The organism is Rhodanobacter sp. L36, from assembly GCF_009765755.1.
In the GTDB taxonomy this organism is placed as follows: domain Bacteria; phylum Pseudomonadota; class Gammaproteobacteria; order Xanthomonadales; family Rhodanobacteraceae; genus Rhodanobacter.
In genome coordinates this window covers 249,310-266,273 of sequence record NZ_LMUV01000006.1, presented here as the reverse complement: position 1 = coordinate 266,273, position 16,964 = coordinate 249,310, and the positions used below count along the sequence as shown (strand labels likewise).

Annotated in this window: 6 protein-coding genes; 4 read left to right on the top strand and 2 right to left on the bottom strand. The window is 64.7% G+C overall.

The window, feature by feature from the left end; translation table 11 throughout:
* Nucleotides 1-11 precede the first annotated feature (11 nt).
* Nucleotides 12-659 carry a J domain-containing protein gene (locus GSQ73_RS09455; protein WP_158883366.1) on the bottom strand — a complete coding sequence of 216 codons (648 nt, stop codon included), beginning with the start codon at nucleotides 657-659 and terminating at the stop codon, nucleotides 12-14.
* Nucleotides 660-742: 83 nt separating this feature from the next.
* Nucleotides 743-910 carry a hypothetical protein gene (locus GSQ73_RS09450; protein WP_158883364.1) on the bottom strand — a complete coding sequence of 56 codons (168 nt, stop codon included), beginning with the start codon at nucleotides 908-910 and terminating at the stop codon, nucleotides 743-745.
* Here GSQ73_RS09450 and GSQ73_RS09445 point away from each other — a divergent pair.
* The 4 genes from GSQ73_RS09445 to GSQ73_RS09430 all read left to right on the top strand — a co-directional run bounded on the left by GSQ73_RS09445 (nucleotide 909) and on the right by GSQ73_RS09430 (nucleotide 16,541).
* On the top strand, nucleotides 909-1,757 hold the full coding sequence (locus GSQ73_RS09445; protein WP_158883363.1) for a hypothetical protein: 849 nt from the start codon (nucleotides 909-911) through the stop codon (nucleotides 1,755-1,757). The genes GSQ73_RS09450 and GSQ73_RS09445 overlap by 2 nt on opposite strands.
* Nucleotides 1,758-1,890: 133 nt before the next feature.
* Entirely contained in the window at nucleotides 1,891-2,814 is a 924-nt protein-coding gene (locus GSQ73_RS09440; RefSeq protein WP_158883361.1) for a cupin-like domain-containing protein, read from the top strand.
* A 54-nt stretch (nucleotides 2,815-2,868) separates the two neighbouring features.
* Nucleotides 2,869-10,083 carry a polyketide synthase gene (locus GSQ73_RS09435; protein ID WP_158883359.1) on the top strand — a complete coding sequence of 2,405 codons (7,215 nt, stop codon included), beginning with the start codon at nucleotides 2,869-2,871 and terminating at the stop codon, nucleotides 10,081-10,083.
* Nucleotides 10,080-16,541: a non-ribosomal peptide synthetase gene (locus tag GSQ73_RS09430; protein WP_158883356.1), complete on the top strand. Its 6,462-nt coding sequence runs from the start codon at nucleotides 10,080-10,082 to the stop codon at nucleotides 16,539-16,541. The genes GSQ73_RS09435 and GSQ73_RS09430 overlap by 4 nt, the downstream gene beginning before the upstream one ends.
* Nucleotides 16,542-16,964 lie beyond the last annotated feature (423 nt).

Sequence of the window (16,964 nt, the reverse complement as noted above, 5' to 3'; positions counted from 1 at the left end):
CAATTCGACGATTACGGATGTGCGCGCCGCGGTGCCGCCTTGAGCGGACGCAGCGCCGAGCTGTACCAGTCGACGACCTTGTGGTCCTCGAAGCGAATCCACGACGGCCCGTACTCCCAGCGGTCGGCCGTCATCACCAGCGGATCGCCTTCGATTGCCTGGACGGCGTCCGTGCTCATGCCGACGTCGATCAGTCCAGCGGAATGTGCCGCGGTCGGTGTCGCGATGTCGGTCGGCTCGGCCGATTCCGGCGCGGCGGTAGCAGCGTCGGGCGATGGATCGCTCTGCCACCACACGAACACCATGACGGCAATGCCGAGGAGAACGACCAGCCACCAACGTCGACGTCCTGCGGGTTCGACCACCGGTGCAGCCGAAGAAGCCGAGCCGCGGTTCACGCCGACGTGCGGCATCGGTCGTACCACGCCGCCGCCGGGCAGGCGATCGTGCTGCCGATGGAATTCGATGGCCGCGCCATACAAGGCGGTGAGTCGCTGCAACTCCGCCGGCGCGTGCGCATCGGATGCAGGGCCAACCTGGCGATCGGGATGCAGGATCGCCAGGCGTCGCCGGTACGCCTGCTTGAGCTCGGCAAGATCGCAGCCTGGCTGCAAATCCAGCTGGTTGTACAAATCGAGAAAGTCAGTGTCGCGGGCCAAGCCATTCCCCTTTTTCACCATGGCCGGAATCGATGCGATGCGACGTCTGGATCGGTCGGACGGCATAGCGATTCCGGCCGACGCTACGCGCGGTTTTTGACAGTGTCAATGCGAATGGTGGAGTGCATCCGTGCACGGCTTGCGCGATCCTTGAAGCCCTGCGAGACGCGGCGCCGCTCGCGATCCATCGGCCGCCGGATCTGCAACCGAGTCACCATCGACATCCGGCAATCCCACTCGACGGCAACCATGCACCGTTCCTTCAAACCCCGCATGATGGGTATCGCACAGGCAGCCGCCATCATGGCTGTGGCGCTGCTGGCTGTGCTGCCCGTTCGCGGCCACGCTTCCACACGTCCGGAGATTCCCGTGACGACGCTCGGCGCGCATACCCTGCTGGTGCAGATCGACCACGAAGGCGTGAGTCCCGCGGTGACCTCGCGCATCGATACGCAAGCCAGCGGCAGTTCGCTGCTGACACTGGTGGCCGGGTTCGCCAGCAACTCAGCCGCACCCGCCGATACCTACGGCAATACGTGGAAACAGATCGGCGACGCGGCCGTGTACAACGGCTACGACGGTCGCTTCAATGCGAAGGCGTATGTGGCGCTCGCGGGCCATGGCGGGCCACGTCACACCGTGACGCTGGTGAAGGGCAGCGTGCCGGAAGGCGAGATCACCATTCCGTTCATCGAAATAAAAAACGCCGGCAAGCTGCAGGACGTGGCGCGGAACTATCCGACGCCCGGTCTCATCAGTCGCGCGGCTGACAAACTGGCACGAACTTGGCAGGGAAAGTCAGCGGATCCAACGCGCATGGAGCTCACCAGCGGCAGCGTCACCACGACCGGACCGGCCACCCTGGTGGCCGTCTGGTTGGGCGACGCCTACGTGTACAGCATGACAGCGGTACCGGACGACGGATTCAAGGTCATCGACAGCTATCTGCAATTGCCTCCCAACAGCGCGGTGCAATGTGCCGTCGCAACAAGGCAGGTAACGACGGCGGGCACTTATAATGTGACGTGGAAGGGCACGCCCGCACAGGGCGCGATTCTTTGGCTGTTCGCATTTCAGTCCGATCAGCCGAAGCAATGAACAGGCGGGACGAAAAGTTAATGTGAGCGCGGTGTGGCGTGGCGACGATCGAGCATGGAGCTGCTCGTCGCCGATGACATGCCGATCGAGAATTCGATTCTGAGCAAATCCGCAAAGCAGGGGGGCGGAGATCATGGCCAGCAATTCATCCGACCTTGTCGATGTCGACTGGTCCGCATTTGATCCATGGCGCATCACGCCGGTACGGCATCGGCTGATGGAACACCCGTTGCTGCAGCCCGATCAGCTCATGGAGTTGGGCAAGCGTCTCGAATCGAATGGCCGCGTGCGCACGCACAGCAGCGGCGCCGAAGCGGGTACGCCTTTCAACGCTGCGCCGCGCCTGCATCCCAACCGCATGTCGGCCGCCGAGACGTTGCGGCAGATTCGCGACGCCAAGGCATGGATGTCGCTGCTCAACGTGCAGTCCGATCCGACCTATCGCACGCTCGTCGATGACGTGCTCGACGGTTTGAAATCGCGCATCGACCGGCTCGATCCGGGCATGTGCTATCGCGGCGGCTGGATCTTCATCACTTCGCCGAATACCGTGACGCCATTCCATTTCGACAAGGAACACAATTTCATTTTGCAGGTGAGCGGACGCAAGACCCTGTACGTCTGGGACCATCGCGACACCGCCGCGGCCAGCGAACAATCGCGCGACCGTTTCCACCAGCACCACGAACGCGATCTGCTGAGCTGGAACGACAGCCTGCGCGAGCGCGCTACCGTGTTTCATCTCGAACCCGGCCAGGGCGCGTACATGCCGTCGACCAGCCCGCACATGGTCGAGAGCGGCGACGATCCATCGATCACCGTCAGCTTCACCTACTACACCGATGGCACGCGCAGGGACAGCCTGCTGCACCGTGCGCACGAGCGCATGCGCGCCTGGGGTCTCACGCCGCCTGCCGTCGGCCAGAACGCAGCGCTCGACGCGTGCCTGCATGCAAGTTTCAGATCCGTCATCGCAGGCCGCGAATGGGCGAGAAAGCTGGCCGGAAAAATCCCGCGTTCGGACGGCGCGCCTTACGCCTTCACCAGCGTGCATTGAGCAGGAGACGACGCACCTGTTCATTGAACGAATGACGTGCTTCAAAAAAAAGACATGACTCTTCCAGCCATCCAGACGCCCGACCCGACCATTGTCAGCACGCAGTTGCTCGATGCGCTGGTGCGTGCGCCATCGATGGATGCATCGCCGACGATCGCGCGTTTTTCCTGCGCGCTGGATACGGCAGCGCTGGCGGCGATCGATGCGCGTGCTGCGCGACTGGGCATCGATGTCGGTCGCTTGCTGCGCGCGTCGCTGGCTTTGCTCGCATCGCGACTGACCGGCGCGACGCAGGTTGCGATTCTTGTCTCCGCATCGGACAGCGCATCGTTCGACATCCCAATGAACGGCGCGCTCGACGCGTGGCTGGCACACGACGTTGCCGTCAATGCTTCGTCGCAAATCCTGCCCAACGTCATCGGTGCTTGGTCGGACGATCTTGCCGCGGCGCAGGTAACCGACGCCGTCGTGCCGCTGATCTGGTCGATCGAACGCGGTGAGTCCGCCAGCCTGCACGCCACGTTCGTACAACCGGTTTTCACCGACGACACCATCGCCTTGCTGGCCAAGGCGCTGCTTCGCGTGCTGCGCGGCGTCGCCGTCGCGGAACATGTGGAAGACGTCTCGATCATCGACGCCGCCGAACGCGCATGCATCGCGCAGTGGAACGTCACCGACGTACAGCGCCATGCGCAGGACACAGTGCCCGGCCTGTTCGCCGACGTGGTGCGACAGTCTCCTTCGCACATCGCGCTGGCGTGGGCCGGCGGGCAATCGACCTATGCCGAACTCGATGCACGCGCCGAACGCGTCGCCGCCGGTTTGCGTGCGGCCGGCGTGATGCCCGGATCACCGGTCGCGCTGCTGATGGATCGATCGGCCGACGCCATCGTCGCCGTGCTCGGTATTCTCAAAGCCGGCGCGGGATATCTGCCGCTGGATTCAACCTATCCGGCGGAACGTCTCGCGTTTGCCATCGGCGATGCGCGCGCGACCGTCGTGATCGCATCCGCAGGCGTGGCGGTTCCGTCCGGCATTTCCGCATCATGGACATCGCTCGACGCACTGGAACAACACGCGCCGGCGGGCGTGTCGGCATCACTCGACGGTGATGCGCTGGCTTACGTGATGTACACGTCCGGCTCGACCGGCACGCCCAAGGGCGTGGAGATTGCGCATCGCTCGATCATCCGATTGGTGCGTGATGTCAGTTACGTGACGTTCGGCGAACAGCCGCGCATTCTGCACGCCGCGCCGCTGGGTTTCGACGCATCGACACTGGAAATCTGGGGCGCGCTGCTCAACGGCGGCACCTGCGTCATCCACGACGAACGCATTCCGAGCGGTCGCGGCCTGGCCAACATTATCGAGCGCGAACAGGTGCGCATCGCCTGGCTCACCGCTGCGCTGTTCAATGCGATCGTCGACGACGATGCGCGTGATCTGCGTGGACTCCACCAACTGCTGATCGGCGGCGAAGCATTGTCGATGGCGCACGTGCGCAAGGCGTACGACGCGCTGCCCGACACCACCATCATCAACGGTTACGGCCCGACCGAATGCACCACGTTCGCGGCGACGTATGCGATTCCGCGCGAGCTTGTTGCCGGCGCGCGTTCGATTCCGATTGGACGTCCAATCGCCAACACCACGCTGCAGGTCTTGAATGCGCGCGGCGAAGCGGTGCCGGTCGGCGTGATCGGCGAGCTCTACATCGGCGGCGCCGGCGTGGCCCGCGGATATCTCGGTCGTCCCGAGTTGACCGCCGAACGCTTCGTCGATCTGCCAGGTTTCGCTGGTCAGCGTTTCTATCGCACCGGCGATCTCGTGCGCTGGTTGCCCGAAGGCGTGATCGAATTCATCGGTCGCGCAGACGGGCAAGTGAAAATTCGCGGCTACCGCATCGAAGTCGGCGAGATCGAAGCGGCGTTGCAGCGCGTTGCCGGCGTGCGTGCCTGCGCCGTGCTCGCGCGCGAGGATCGCCCGGACCAGAAACGCCTGGTGGCGTACTACGTCGGCGACGATGCCGCACTCACGCCGCAGTACCTGCGCGAACAGCTCGCGCAACACCTGCCCGAATTCATGCTGCCGGCGCTGTATATCCGGCTCGATACACTGCCGGTCACCGCCAACGGCAAGCTCGATCGCCGCGCGCTGCCTGCGCCCGATCAGCGACGACCGGAACTCGCCGTGTCGTTCGCCCCGGCATCCGGTGCGATCGAGCAGCAGCTCTGCGATTTATTCGCTGACATGCTCGGGCTGGACGCGGTCGGTCGCAACGACAACTTCTTCGATCTCGGTGGCAATTCATTGCTCGCCGTGCGAACGCTCGCGCGCATTCGCAGTGCCTTTCCATCATCGGCGCCGACGATCACGACGTTTTTCGGCGATCCGAACGTCGCTGCCATTGCTGCCGCGATCGAGGGTCGCGGCACGCATGCCATCGACGACCAACGCATGTCGCGCGCACCACGCGGCGTCGACGACGAGCCGATCGCCATCATCGCGATGAGCGGGCGTTTCCCTGGCGCCGCAAGCGTCGAGGCATTCTGGCGCAACCTCTGCGCCGGCGAAGAGTCGATCACCTACTTCGCCACGGACGAACTCGATGCGGGCATTCCCGCCGCGTTGCGCAGCGATCCGGACTACGTGCCGGCGCGTGGCGTGATCGATGGCGTGGAAGATTTCGATGCCGCGTTCTTCGGCATTCCGCCGCGCGAAGCGGAGCTGATGGATCCGCAACAGCGACTCTTTCTTGAACTGTGCTGGGAATGTCTCGAACGCGCCGGCCACGTGCCGGATGCGCACGAGGTGCCGGTGGGCGTGTTCGGCGGCATGAACAATGCGACGTACTACCAGCATCATCTCGTCACGCGCCCGGACCTCATCGAGAAGCTCGGCGCGTTCCAGGTGATGCTCGCCAACGAGAAGGATTACCTCACCACGCGCGCCGCGCATCGGCTCAATCTCACAGGCCCGGCGATCAGCCTCAACACCGCGTGCTCGACGTCGCTGGTGGCAATCTGCCAGGCCGTCGATGCGTTGCGCACTGGCCGTTGCGGCATGGCGCTGGCCGGCGGCGTGTCGATCACCTGTCCGCCGCGCAGTGGCTATCTCGCGCAGGAAGGCACCATGCTTTCGCCGGACGGCCATACGCGCAGTTTCGATGCCGATGCGCGCGGCACGGTGTTCAGCGATGGCGCGGCCGTGGTGCTGCTCAAACGTCTGTCCGATGCGATCGCGGATGGCAATCCGATTCACGCGTTGATCCGCGGCGGCGCCGTCAACAACGACGGCGGCACCAAGGCAAGTTTCATGGCGCCGAGCAGTGCAGGCCAGGCAGCGGTAATCGCCATGGCGCACGACCACGCCAACGTCGATGCACGCAGCATTTCCTACGTCGAGGCGCACGGCACCGCCACGCCGATCGGTGACCCGATCGAACTCGAAGGGCTGACGCGCGCATTCCGCCGCGGCACCGGTGACATCGGCTTCTGCCGCATCGGCTCGGTCAAGAGCAACGTGGGCCACACGGTAATCGCCGCCGGTGCCGCGGGCGTGATCAAGACCGCGTTCGCGTTGAGCGAAAAGCGCATTCCGCCGACGCTGCATTTCAAGGCATCCAATCCGGCCATCGATTTCGCCAGCTCGCCCTTCGTCGTCAGCGACACGTTGAGCGAGTGGAAAAACGATGGGGGTCCGTTGCGCGCAGGCGTCAGTTCGTTCGGCGTCGGCGGCACCAACGCGCACATCGTGATGCAAGAAGCGCCAGCCTTGCCGCCATCGGATATCGCAGCCGGTCCGCATCTGCTGGTGGTTTCTGCACGCAGCACGCAGGCGCTTGGATCGGCGGTGACGCGGTTGGCCGATCACCTGTCCGCGCAACCGGATCTGTCTCTGGCCGATATTGCGTGGACACTCGCGGCAGGGCGCAAAGCGTTCGCACATCGCGTGGCAGTCGTCGCGGACGACGTCACATCCGCGGTCGCACGACTGACCAGCGCCGACACCGCCGCCGCCGTCGCGCGCAGTCATCCGGCGCGCGCGGGCGACGTGGTGTTTCTGTTTCCCGGGCAGGGTTCGCAATACGCCGGCATGGGCCGCGAACTGTATGCGGCCGAGCCAGCGTTCCGCGAAGCGTTCGACGCGTGCGCCGAAAGGCTGCGCGACGATCTCGGTTTCGATCTGCGCGAGCGCTGCTTCGACGACGATGCCGATGCGTTGTTGCCGACCGCGGTGATGCAGCCAGCCACGTTCGCCATCGAGTATTCGCTGGCACGTTTGTGGATAAGCATGGGCATCGTGCCCGCGGCGATGATCGGCCACAGCGTCGGTGAATTCGTCGCCGCCACGCTCGCCGGCGTATTCGATCTGCGCGATGCGCTGCATCTTGTCGCGCGTCGTGGTGCGTTGATGCAGACGCAGGCGAGTGGCGGCATGTTGTCTGTGCGTTTGCCGCTGGCGGCGCTTGAATCGCGCTTGCCATCCGATCTTTCGCTGGCCGCGGAAAACGCGCCGGGTGCGTGCGTTGTCGCCGGTGCGCACGAAGCCATCGCGCGTTTCCAGCAAGCACTCGAAGCCGACGGCATCGCCTGTCGTCCGCTGCGGACATCGCATGCTTTCCATTCGGCGATGATGGATCCGGTGCTCGCGCCGTTCCGTGCCGAAGTCGAAAAAGTCCCGCGCAAACCGCCGCAGCTTCCACTGGTATCCACCTCGACGGGTGACTGGCTCGGTGCAGATGCCGCCGTCTCCGTCGATTACTGGACCGAGCATCTTCGTCGGCCCGTGCGTTTTTCCGCCGCGCTGCTCCGCGTGCTCGACGCACCGTCGCGCGTGTTGCTCGAAGTCGGCCCGCGCACCACGCTTGGCACGCTCGCGCGCCAGCATCTGGGTGCGCAGCGCAGTTCGGTGAGCGCGCTGTCGTCGCTGGCCGATACGCCCGCGTCCGAAGTGGCTGCGTTCCGTCTCGCCGCCGGGCAACTCTGGTGCCGCGGCATTGATCTTCAGCCGAAGCAGTTCGATCGTCGCCATGCGCGTCATCGTCTGCTGTTGCCCACTTATCCGTTTGAACGCCAGCGCTACTGGGTCGAAGTGGCGACCACTTCCCAAGCGTCCGCACAGGCGATGCCGGCGATCGTCGCCGCACCGCTCCGTATCGAGGAAACCGTGATGTCCAATACACCTGCTCCCAGTCGCCTGCCGCGATTGATCGACGAACTCAAGACGGCATTCGAGGACGTGGCCGGCATCGACATGGCCGACGCAGACAGTGCCACCCACTTCATCGAATTGGGCCTGGACAGTCTGATGCTGACGCAGATGGCGCTACACCTGTCCAAGGTATTTCCGATCAAGGTCACCTTCCGTCAGTTGATGGCGGACTACTCCACCCTCGACCAACTGGCCGGCCTGCTCGATGCGCAGTTGCCAGCCGAAACGCCTGCGCCCATCGCGACGCCGGCATCGAACCCGTCGGCACAGCCGACGCAGGCGACTTCCATGAGCGGCAACGGCAACTACGTGCAACAGGTGATCGAGCAGCAGATGCAGTTGATGGCGCAGCAACTCGCGTTGCTTGCGGGCCAGCCGGTATCGACGCCTTCACTCGCCGCGCCGGCGACGGTTGCAGCGCCAACAGCGATCTCCCAGTCAGCAGCATCGACAACATCGGTCGCAGCATCGACGCCGATCGATGAAGAGGCCGCTCTTGCGCACACCAAGTACGACATCAAGAAAGCCTTCGGCGCGATCGCACGCATCGACAACGGCAAGTTCGAATTGTCCGAGCGCCAACAGTCGCGACTGGATCGTTTCATCGATCGCTATGTCGCGCGCACGCTGAAATCGAAGCAGTACACCGAAGCACATCGTGCGCACATGGCCGACCCGCGCGTGGTCAACGGCTTCCGCCCGATGATCAAGGAAATCATCTACCAGATCGTGATCGGCCGATCGAAGGGCGCGCATCTGTGGGATCTCGACGGCAACGAATACGTCGACGCGCTCAACGGTTTCGGCATGAGTCTGTTCGGCTGGCAGCCGGATTTCGTGCTCGACGCCGTACGCGCGCAACTCGATCTCGGTTACGAAATCGGCCCGCAGCATCCGCTGTCGGGTGAAGTCGCCAAGCTGGTGTGCGAAGTCACCGGCCACGATCGTGCGGCGCTGTGCAACACCGGTTCGGAAGCCGTGCTGGGCGCGCTGCGCATCGCGCGTACCGTCACCGGCCGCAGCACCATCGCGCTGTTCACCGGTTCGTATCACGGCATCGTCGATGAAGTGATCGTGCGCGGTACCAAGAAACTGCGCGCCGTGCCGGCAGCGCCGGGCATCCTGCGCAACACCGCGGAAAACGTCATCGTGCTGGACTACGGCACGCCCGAATCACTGCAGATTTTGCGCGAGCGCGCGCACGAACTCGCCGCTGTATTGATCGAGCCGGTACAGAGCCGCCGGCCCGATTTCCGTCCGGTCGAATTCCTGAAGGAGCTGCGCGAGATCACCACCGCGTCCGGCACGCTGTGCATCTTCGACGAGATCGTCACTGGCTTCCGCGCGCATCCGGGCGGCACGCAGGCGATGTTCGGCATCAAGGCCGATATCGCCACCTATGGAAAAGTCGTCGGCGGCGGCTACCCGATCGGCGTGATCGCGGGCAAGCGCGAATACATGGACGCGCTCGACGGTGGCGCGTGGCAGTTCGGCGACGACTCGATCCCTACCGTGGGGGTGACGTATTTCGCAGGCACCTTCGTGCGTCATCCGCTCGCGCTCGCCGCGGCCAAGGCGGTGCTGCAGCACATGAAGGAAGCCGGCCCCGCGTTGCAGGAAAAACTCAACGCGCGCACCGAAGCGATGGCCAACGAGCTCAACGCGTTCTGCAAGGAAGTCGGCGCGCCGATCGCGATCAAGCAGTTCGCGTCGGTGTGGAAAACCATCTTCCTCGAGGATCATCCGTTGCAGGATCTGCTGTTCGCGATGATGCGCAGCCGTGGTATCCACATCCTGGACAACTTCCCGTGCTTCTTAACCACCGCGCACAGCGAGGCGGATTTCGTCGCGATCACGCAGGCATACAAGGATTCCGTGCTGGAGTTGCAGGAGTGCGAATTCCTGCCGCGAAGCGCCGCCACCACGCGCACGGTGATGGATGCCAGCCAGCCGCCGGTGCCCGGCGCGCGACTGGGTCGTGAGCCGGATGGACGTCCGTGCTGGTTCGTACCGAATCCGGCAGAGCCCGGCAAGTTCCTCAAGGTGAATGCATGAATCCAACGGAGCCCGGCCAGGTCGAACTCACTGCGGTCGACTACGATCCGTTTGCCGTCGCGGTCGCACGCGTGGTGCCGAGCACCGAAGCGCAACGCGAAATCTGGCTCGCTGCCAAGTTGAGCGACGAGGCGTCGCTGGCCTACAACGAATCGATCGCGCTGCATCTGCTTGGCGAACTCGATCGTTCGGCATTACACGCGGCGTTGCAAAGTTTGATCGATCGCCACGACGCCTTGCGCGCCACCTTCGGCCCCGATGGCGAAACCTTTTGCGTGCTCGACGGCGCGACGCTTGCGTGGCACGAAACCCATGCTTCATCCGACGATGCCGCTTTCGATGCCACGCTCGCGCAGCGCCAGTGCGCGGCGGTGGAAACGCCGTTCGACCTGGAGCAAGGCCCGCTGTTCCGTGCCGAACTGATGGTTCGCGATGCGGGCGATTGCACCTTGTTGCTCACCGCGCACCACATCGTCTGCGACGGCTGGTCGTGGTGGGTGATCGTGCGCGAACTCGCTGCGCTGTACGCGAGCCATCGCGGCCTGCCGGTGACGCCGTTGGCGCCGGCCGAATCGTTCGCCGACTACGCGCTGGCACTGGCCGCGCATCCGGACGTCCGTACGCTGGTGGCCGATGAATCCTATTGGCTCGCACGCTACGCCAGCGGCGCGCCGGTACTCGACTTGCCCACCGATCGTCCGCGCCCACCGCGCCGCACGTTTGCCTCCCGGCGTATCGACCACGTGTTCGACGCCGCGTTGCTCACCGCGATCAAGCGGCTCGGCGCACATCGCGGCGCCAGCCTGTTCGCAACCCTGCTCGGCGGCTTCGCCGCGTTGCTTGCGCGCGTGGCCGGCCACGATGAAGTGGTGATCGGCATTCCCGCCGCGGCACAGGCCGTCGACGGCCACGAAAACATGGTCGGCCACGGTGTGAACCTGCTGCCGTTGCGCTGCATGCCTGACCCGGCCGCGCCATTCACGCAGCTCATCGACAACGCGAGCACCACGCTGCTCGATGCGATCGATCACCAGCAATACACGTTCGGAACGTTGCTGAAAAAGCTCGGCATCGGCCGCGATCCGAGTCGGCTGCCGCTGGTCAGCGTGCTGTTCAACATCGACCAGGCGCTCGATCTCGAAGCCACCGCGTTCGCCGGCGCGAGCATGACGTTCGCCAGCACCCCACGCAGCTTCGAGAACTTCGAACTCTTCATCAACGCGGTGCAGGAACACGGTCACTTGCGACTGGAATGCCAGTACAACCGGGACCTGTTCGATGAGGCTACGATCCGTCGCTGGCTGGGCGCGTACGAAACATTGCTGCGTGCAGCGGTCGAACGATCCGATGCGCCGCTGGGCGATTTGCCGCTGGTCGGCGCCGCCGAACGTCGCGCCTTGCAGGCGTTGCAGCCGCAGGCCACGCCTTTCAATGCCACGCAGTGCGTGCACGAAATGTTCGAAACGCAATGCGACCATACGCCGACACGCATCGCCGTGCGTTGCGACGCGACGGCGTGCAGCTACGCCGAACTGGATGCGCGCGCCAATCGCATCGCGCACCTGCTGCGCGCGAGTGGCGTGCGCCGCGGCGCGTTGGTCGGCGTCGCGCTGGATCGCGGCATCGACATGCTCGCGGCCATGCTCGGTGCGCTCAAGGCCGGCGCGGGTTACGTGCCGCTCGATCCCGGGTTTCCACTGGAGCGACTCAACTACATCGTCAGCGATGGCGGCCTCGCGGCGCTGGTCACGCAGCGGAAACATGCGCAGCGCTTCGACCTGCGCGGACGTCCGGTGCTGGCGCTGGATGAACTGCACGACGCACTGGCATCGACGTCGGATGCGCGCATCGGTCGTGACGCCGAAGCGGGCGATCCGGAATCGATCGCGTACGTCATCTACACGTCCGGTTCGACCGGACAGCCCAAGGGCGTCGAAATACCGCATCGCGCGGTGGTGAACTTCATCACCGGCATGATCGAACGCCCGGGCCTGCGCGAAGACGATCGACTGCTCGCGGTGACCACGCTGTCGTTCGATATCGCGGTGCTCGAACTGTTCGGGCCGCTGAGCGTCGGTGCTGAAGTGATCATCGCCAGGCGTGAGCAGGCGATGGATGGCGACGCATTGAAATCCCTGTTCGACAGCAGCCGCGCCACCGTGATGCAGGCAACACCGGCAACCTGGCGCATGCTGCTGCAACTCGGCTGGAAAGGACGGGCGGATTTCCGCGCACTGTGCGGCGGCGAGGCGCTGGCTCCGGATCTCGCCGAACGTCTGCTGGGTTGCTGCGGCGAGCTGTGGAATCTCTACGGTCCGACCGAGACGACAGTGTGGTCGACCTGCGCGCGCGTCGAAGATCCGCAACAAGGTATTTCCATTGGTACGCCGATCGCCAACACCACCGTGTGGATTCTGGATGCGCGCCGCCAGCTCTGCCCGATCGGCCTGCCCGGCGAAATATGGATTGGCGGCGAAGGCGTGGCGCTCGGCTATCACCAGCGCCCCGACCTGACGGCCGAACGTTTTGTTGTCGATCCATTTGCCGATCGCGCGGATGCGCGCATGTATCGCACCGGCGATCGCGGTCGCTGGCTGGCGAACGGAACGCTGGAGCATCTTGGACGTCTGGACTTCCAGGTGAAGCTGCGCGGTTTCCGCATCGAGCTCGGTGATATCGAGGCGAATCTCGCGAGGCTGGCCGAGGTGGCGCACGCGCTCGCCGTCGTGCGCGAGGATGTGGCAGGGGATGCGCGACTCGTTGCTTACATCGTGCCGTCGACCGCTGCGCAGCTGGATGAATCCGCGTTGCGCACGCATCTGCGCGATGTATTGCCGGATTACATGATCCCGCAGCATTTCGTCGTGCTGCAGGCAATGCCGCAGCTGCCCAACGGCAAGATTGACCGCAGCCGTCTGCCCGCGCCGACCGCCGGTGTCACGACGGACACAACAGAAAAAGTCTCACCGCGTGACGAACTCGAACAGCAGGTCGCCCGCGCGATGGCGTCCGCACTGGGCGCAGTCGCACTGGGTGTCGACGACAATTTCTTCGAGCACGGCGGTCACTCGCTGCTGGTTGCGCAGCTCACCGCGACGCTCAACCGCGAACTGAATCTTTCGCTGCCGCTTCGCACCGTGTTTGAAGCGCCGACCGTATCGCGACTGGCCGCGGCGATCCGCACAGCAGGCGCAACGAGTGCGCCAACGATGTCGCGCGTGATTCCTCGTCTGGCCGATCGCCAACGCGCGCCGATGTCGCTTATGCAGCAGCGTCTCTGGTACGTCGAACAGCTGCATCCCGGGCGCGTGGTCTACAACACGCCGTCCGCGCATCGCCTGCGCGGTCCGATGAACGAGGAAGCGTTCGAGCGCGCGTTGCGCGAAACGGTGCGGCGCCAGCCTATCCTGCGCACGTCGATCGAGCCCGACGATACTTCGGCGGTCCAACGCATCCATGACGACGTCGAAGTGAACCTGTTGCCGGTCGAGGATCTGTCGACGCTGGCCGAAGACGAGCGCGACGCTGAACTGCAACGCCGACTCGACGCGTTGATCGCCGAACCGTTCGATCTCGCCGTTGCGCCGCTGTTTCGCGCGCGGCTGTTCCGCATGGGCGACGACGATTACGTGTTTTTCTTCATGGCCCACCACATCGTGTGGGACGGCTGGTCGTTCGATGTGTTGTACGAAGAGCTCTCCTCCGCCTACGCCGCGTTCTGCGCCGGCCGCGAGCCGCCGTTGCCGCCGCTGCCGGTGGAATACGGCGACTTTGCCGCGTGGCATCGCGAGTGGATGCGCGGCGACGAACTCGCGCGACAGCTCGACCACTGGCTCAACACATTACGCGGAACGCTCGAACCGCTTGAACTGCCGACCGACCGACCGCGTCCAGCGCGCATGTCGGGCGAGGGCGGTACGGAATGGATTCGCCTGCCGGGCGAAACCCTGAGCGCCGTGCACGCGCTCGGCCAGCGTGCGGAAGCGACGTCGTTCATGGTGCTGCTCACGGCGTACTGCATTTTGCTGCATCGGTTGAGCGGCCAGCGCGACGTGATCGTCGGCACGCCGGTGCGCGGTCGCGATGAGGCCGATCTCGAACCGGTGATGGGTTTCTTCGTCAATGCACTGCCGCTGCGCGTGGCGATCGATCCGCAAGCCTCGTTCCTCGATGTGCTGCGTGTGGTGCGTGGCGCAGTGCTCGATGCGTTCTCGTATCCGGATGTGCCGTTCGAGCATCTGGTGCAATCACTGAAGCTGCCGCGCGATGACAGCCGATCGCCGATCTACCAGGCGATGTTCTCGTTCCAGGATGTGCGCCAGCGCATGCGTGCCTGGGGCGATCTGCAGCACGAACATCTGCCGGTGTTCCAGCGCGGCGCCGCTGACGACATCGGCCTGTGGTTCATCGAGCAGGAGCATCAACTGCTCGGGGGCATGACTTACAACACCGACATCTTCGACGCGGCCACCGCGGCACGCATTCGCGGCTACTACGAAACGCTGCTGGCCGCCGCGCTCGGCGCGCCCCAGATGCCGCTGGCCCAACTCGCGATGCTGCCGAGCAACGAACGCGCGCTGATCCGGCAATGGAACGATACCGCCGCGCCCATCGCGAACGTCGGCATGCACGGCTTGTTCGAAGCGCAGTGTGACCGCGTGCCGGGTCGCATCGCGCTGCGTCACGCGCGACGCACGTGGACTTACGCCGAGCTCGACGAACGTGCCAATCGCATGGCGCATCTACTGCGTGCGAACGGCGTGGGTCGTGGCGCGCTGGTCGGCATTGCGCTGGATCGTGGCCCCGACATGGTGGCTAGCGTGCTCGCGGTGCTGAAAGCCGGCGCCGGTTATGTGCCGCTCGATCCGGAATTCCCCAGGGCGCGGCTCGATCACATGGTCGCGGATGCGGGCCTCGCGGCGCTGCTCACGCAGAGCCAGCTCGCGCCGCGATTCGACCTGCGCGAACAGCCGGTGCTGGAACTCGACCGCCTTGCGGATGAACTCGATGCGCAGTCGGACGCGCGCATCGAACTGGAATCCGGTATCGCACCCGATGCGATCGCGTACGTGATCTATACGTCCGGTTCCACCGGTCAACCGAAGGGCGTGGAAATTCCGCATCGCGCGGTGGTGAATTTCCTGTCCGGCATGATCGAACGGCCGGGCCTGCGCAAGGACGATCGCCTGCTGGCGGTAACCACGCTGTCGTTCGACATTGCGGTGCTCGAACTGTTCGGGCCGCTCAGCGTTGGTGGTGAAGTGATTCTTGCCACGCGCGACGAAGCGATGGACGGCGAAGCATTGAAGGATCTGCTGGCGACGAGCCGCGCCACGCTGATGCAGGCCACGCCGGCGACCTGGCGCATGCTGCTGCAGTCGGGCTGGAACGGACCGGACGGTTTTCGCGCGTTATGTGGTGGCGAAGCGCTGGCGCCGGATCTGGCCGTGCAACTGCTCGCATGCTGCGGCGAAGTCTGGAATCTCTACGGGCCGACCGAAACCACGGTGTGGTCGACCTGCTGGAAAGTCGAGAACCCGGAGCACGGCATTTCCATCGGCACGCCGATCGCCAACACGGCGATCCGCATTCTCGATGAGCAACGCCGACTGTGCCCGATTGGCGTGCCGGGCGAGATCTGGATCGGCGGCGCTGGCGTCGCACTCGGTTATCGCCATCGTGCGGACCTGACCGCCGAGCGCTTCGTCGCCGATTCCTTCGCGGACCAGAACGATGCGCGCATGTATCGCACCGGCGACCGCGGCCGCTGGCTTGCCAATGGAACGCTGGAGCATCTCGGACGCCTGGATTTCCAGGTCAAGCTGCGCGGCTTCCGCATCGAGCTCGGTGAAATCGAAACAATCGCGCGCAAGGACACGGCCGTGAACGATTGCGTCGCAGTGGCGCACAGCTTCACCGCCAGCGATCAACGGCTCGTGCTTTACGTCGCGTCGGACGAAAACGAAGAGACACTTTTGCCGCGAGTGCGCGCCTTGCTCGCTGCGCAACTGCCCGGTTACATGCAGCCGCAACACCTGGTACGGCTGGATGCGTTGCCGCAGACGCCGAACGGCAAGACCGATCGCAAGGCATTGCCTGCGCCGGTATTGCACACGCCTTCGACCCCAGGCCTTGGCGCCACGCGATCGGTATTGGCCGATGCGCGCCAGCAATACCTGGCAGATCTGTGGTGCGAACTCATCGGCGTCGAGCAGGTGCTTGCGCGCGACAACTTCTTCGACGTCGGCGGCCATTCGCTGCTCGCGGTGGACATGGTTGCGCGCGTGCGGCGCGACACCGGTGTGCGGTTGAACCTGCTCGACATCGCGACCGGCACGCTGGCGTCGCTGGCGATGGAACTGCCCGAAACATCGGCAGCGGCGGCGCCGGACAAATCCGCATCATTGAGCTCGCGCCTGCGCCGGCTGTTCGGCGGCGGAAGCGACGGCGGTGCATGAGCGCATCGCCATCGCGCGACGATCGGCCAGGGTGGTTCGTTCTGTCGCGGTGAACCATGACGTTCGTGCGATGTGCGGCGTCGCGCATTGTCGTCAGAATCGCGACGCACGTTGTGCGACAGCGGGTTTGAATATTCGCGAGAAAGTCCATCGACGGATCTCCCGCAGAAACGGGGTTGACCATGAGGTTTGATGCTGGCAGGCCGGGCGCCGCACACGCCGCCCGGATCGATCCGGAACGCCGCTGCCGCATCGCTGGCGAACCGTGCGGCCGCAGTGCATCCTATGCAAGTTGTCGACCCGCGGGACGGATACCTGCGGGAGCATCGACCACATGCAATACGCAGTTCGGAATCCGGTGTCCGGTGCGCATGAAACGCGCGCGCCGCTGCGACCATCTTTTCGCCATGCAGGCTGACGGCG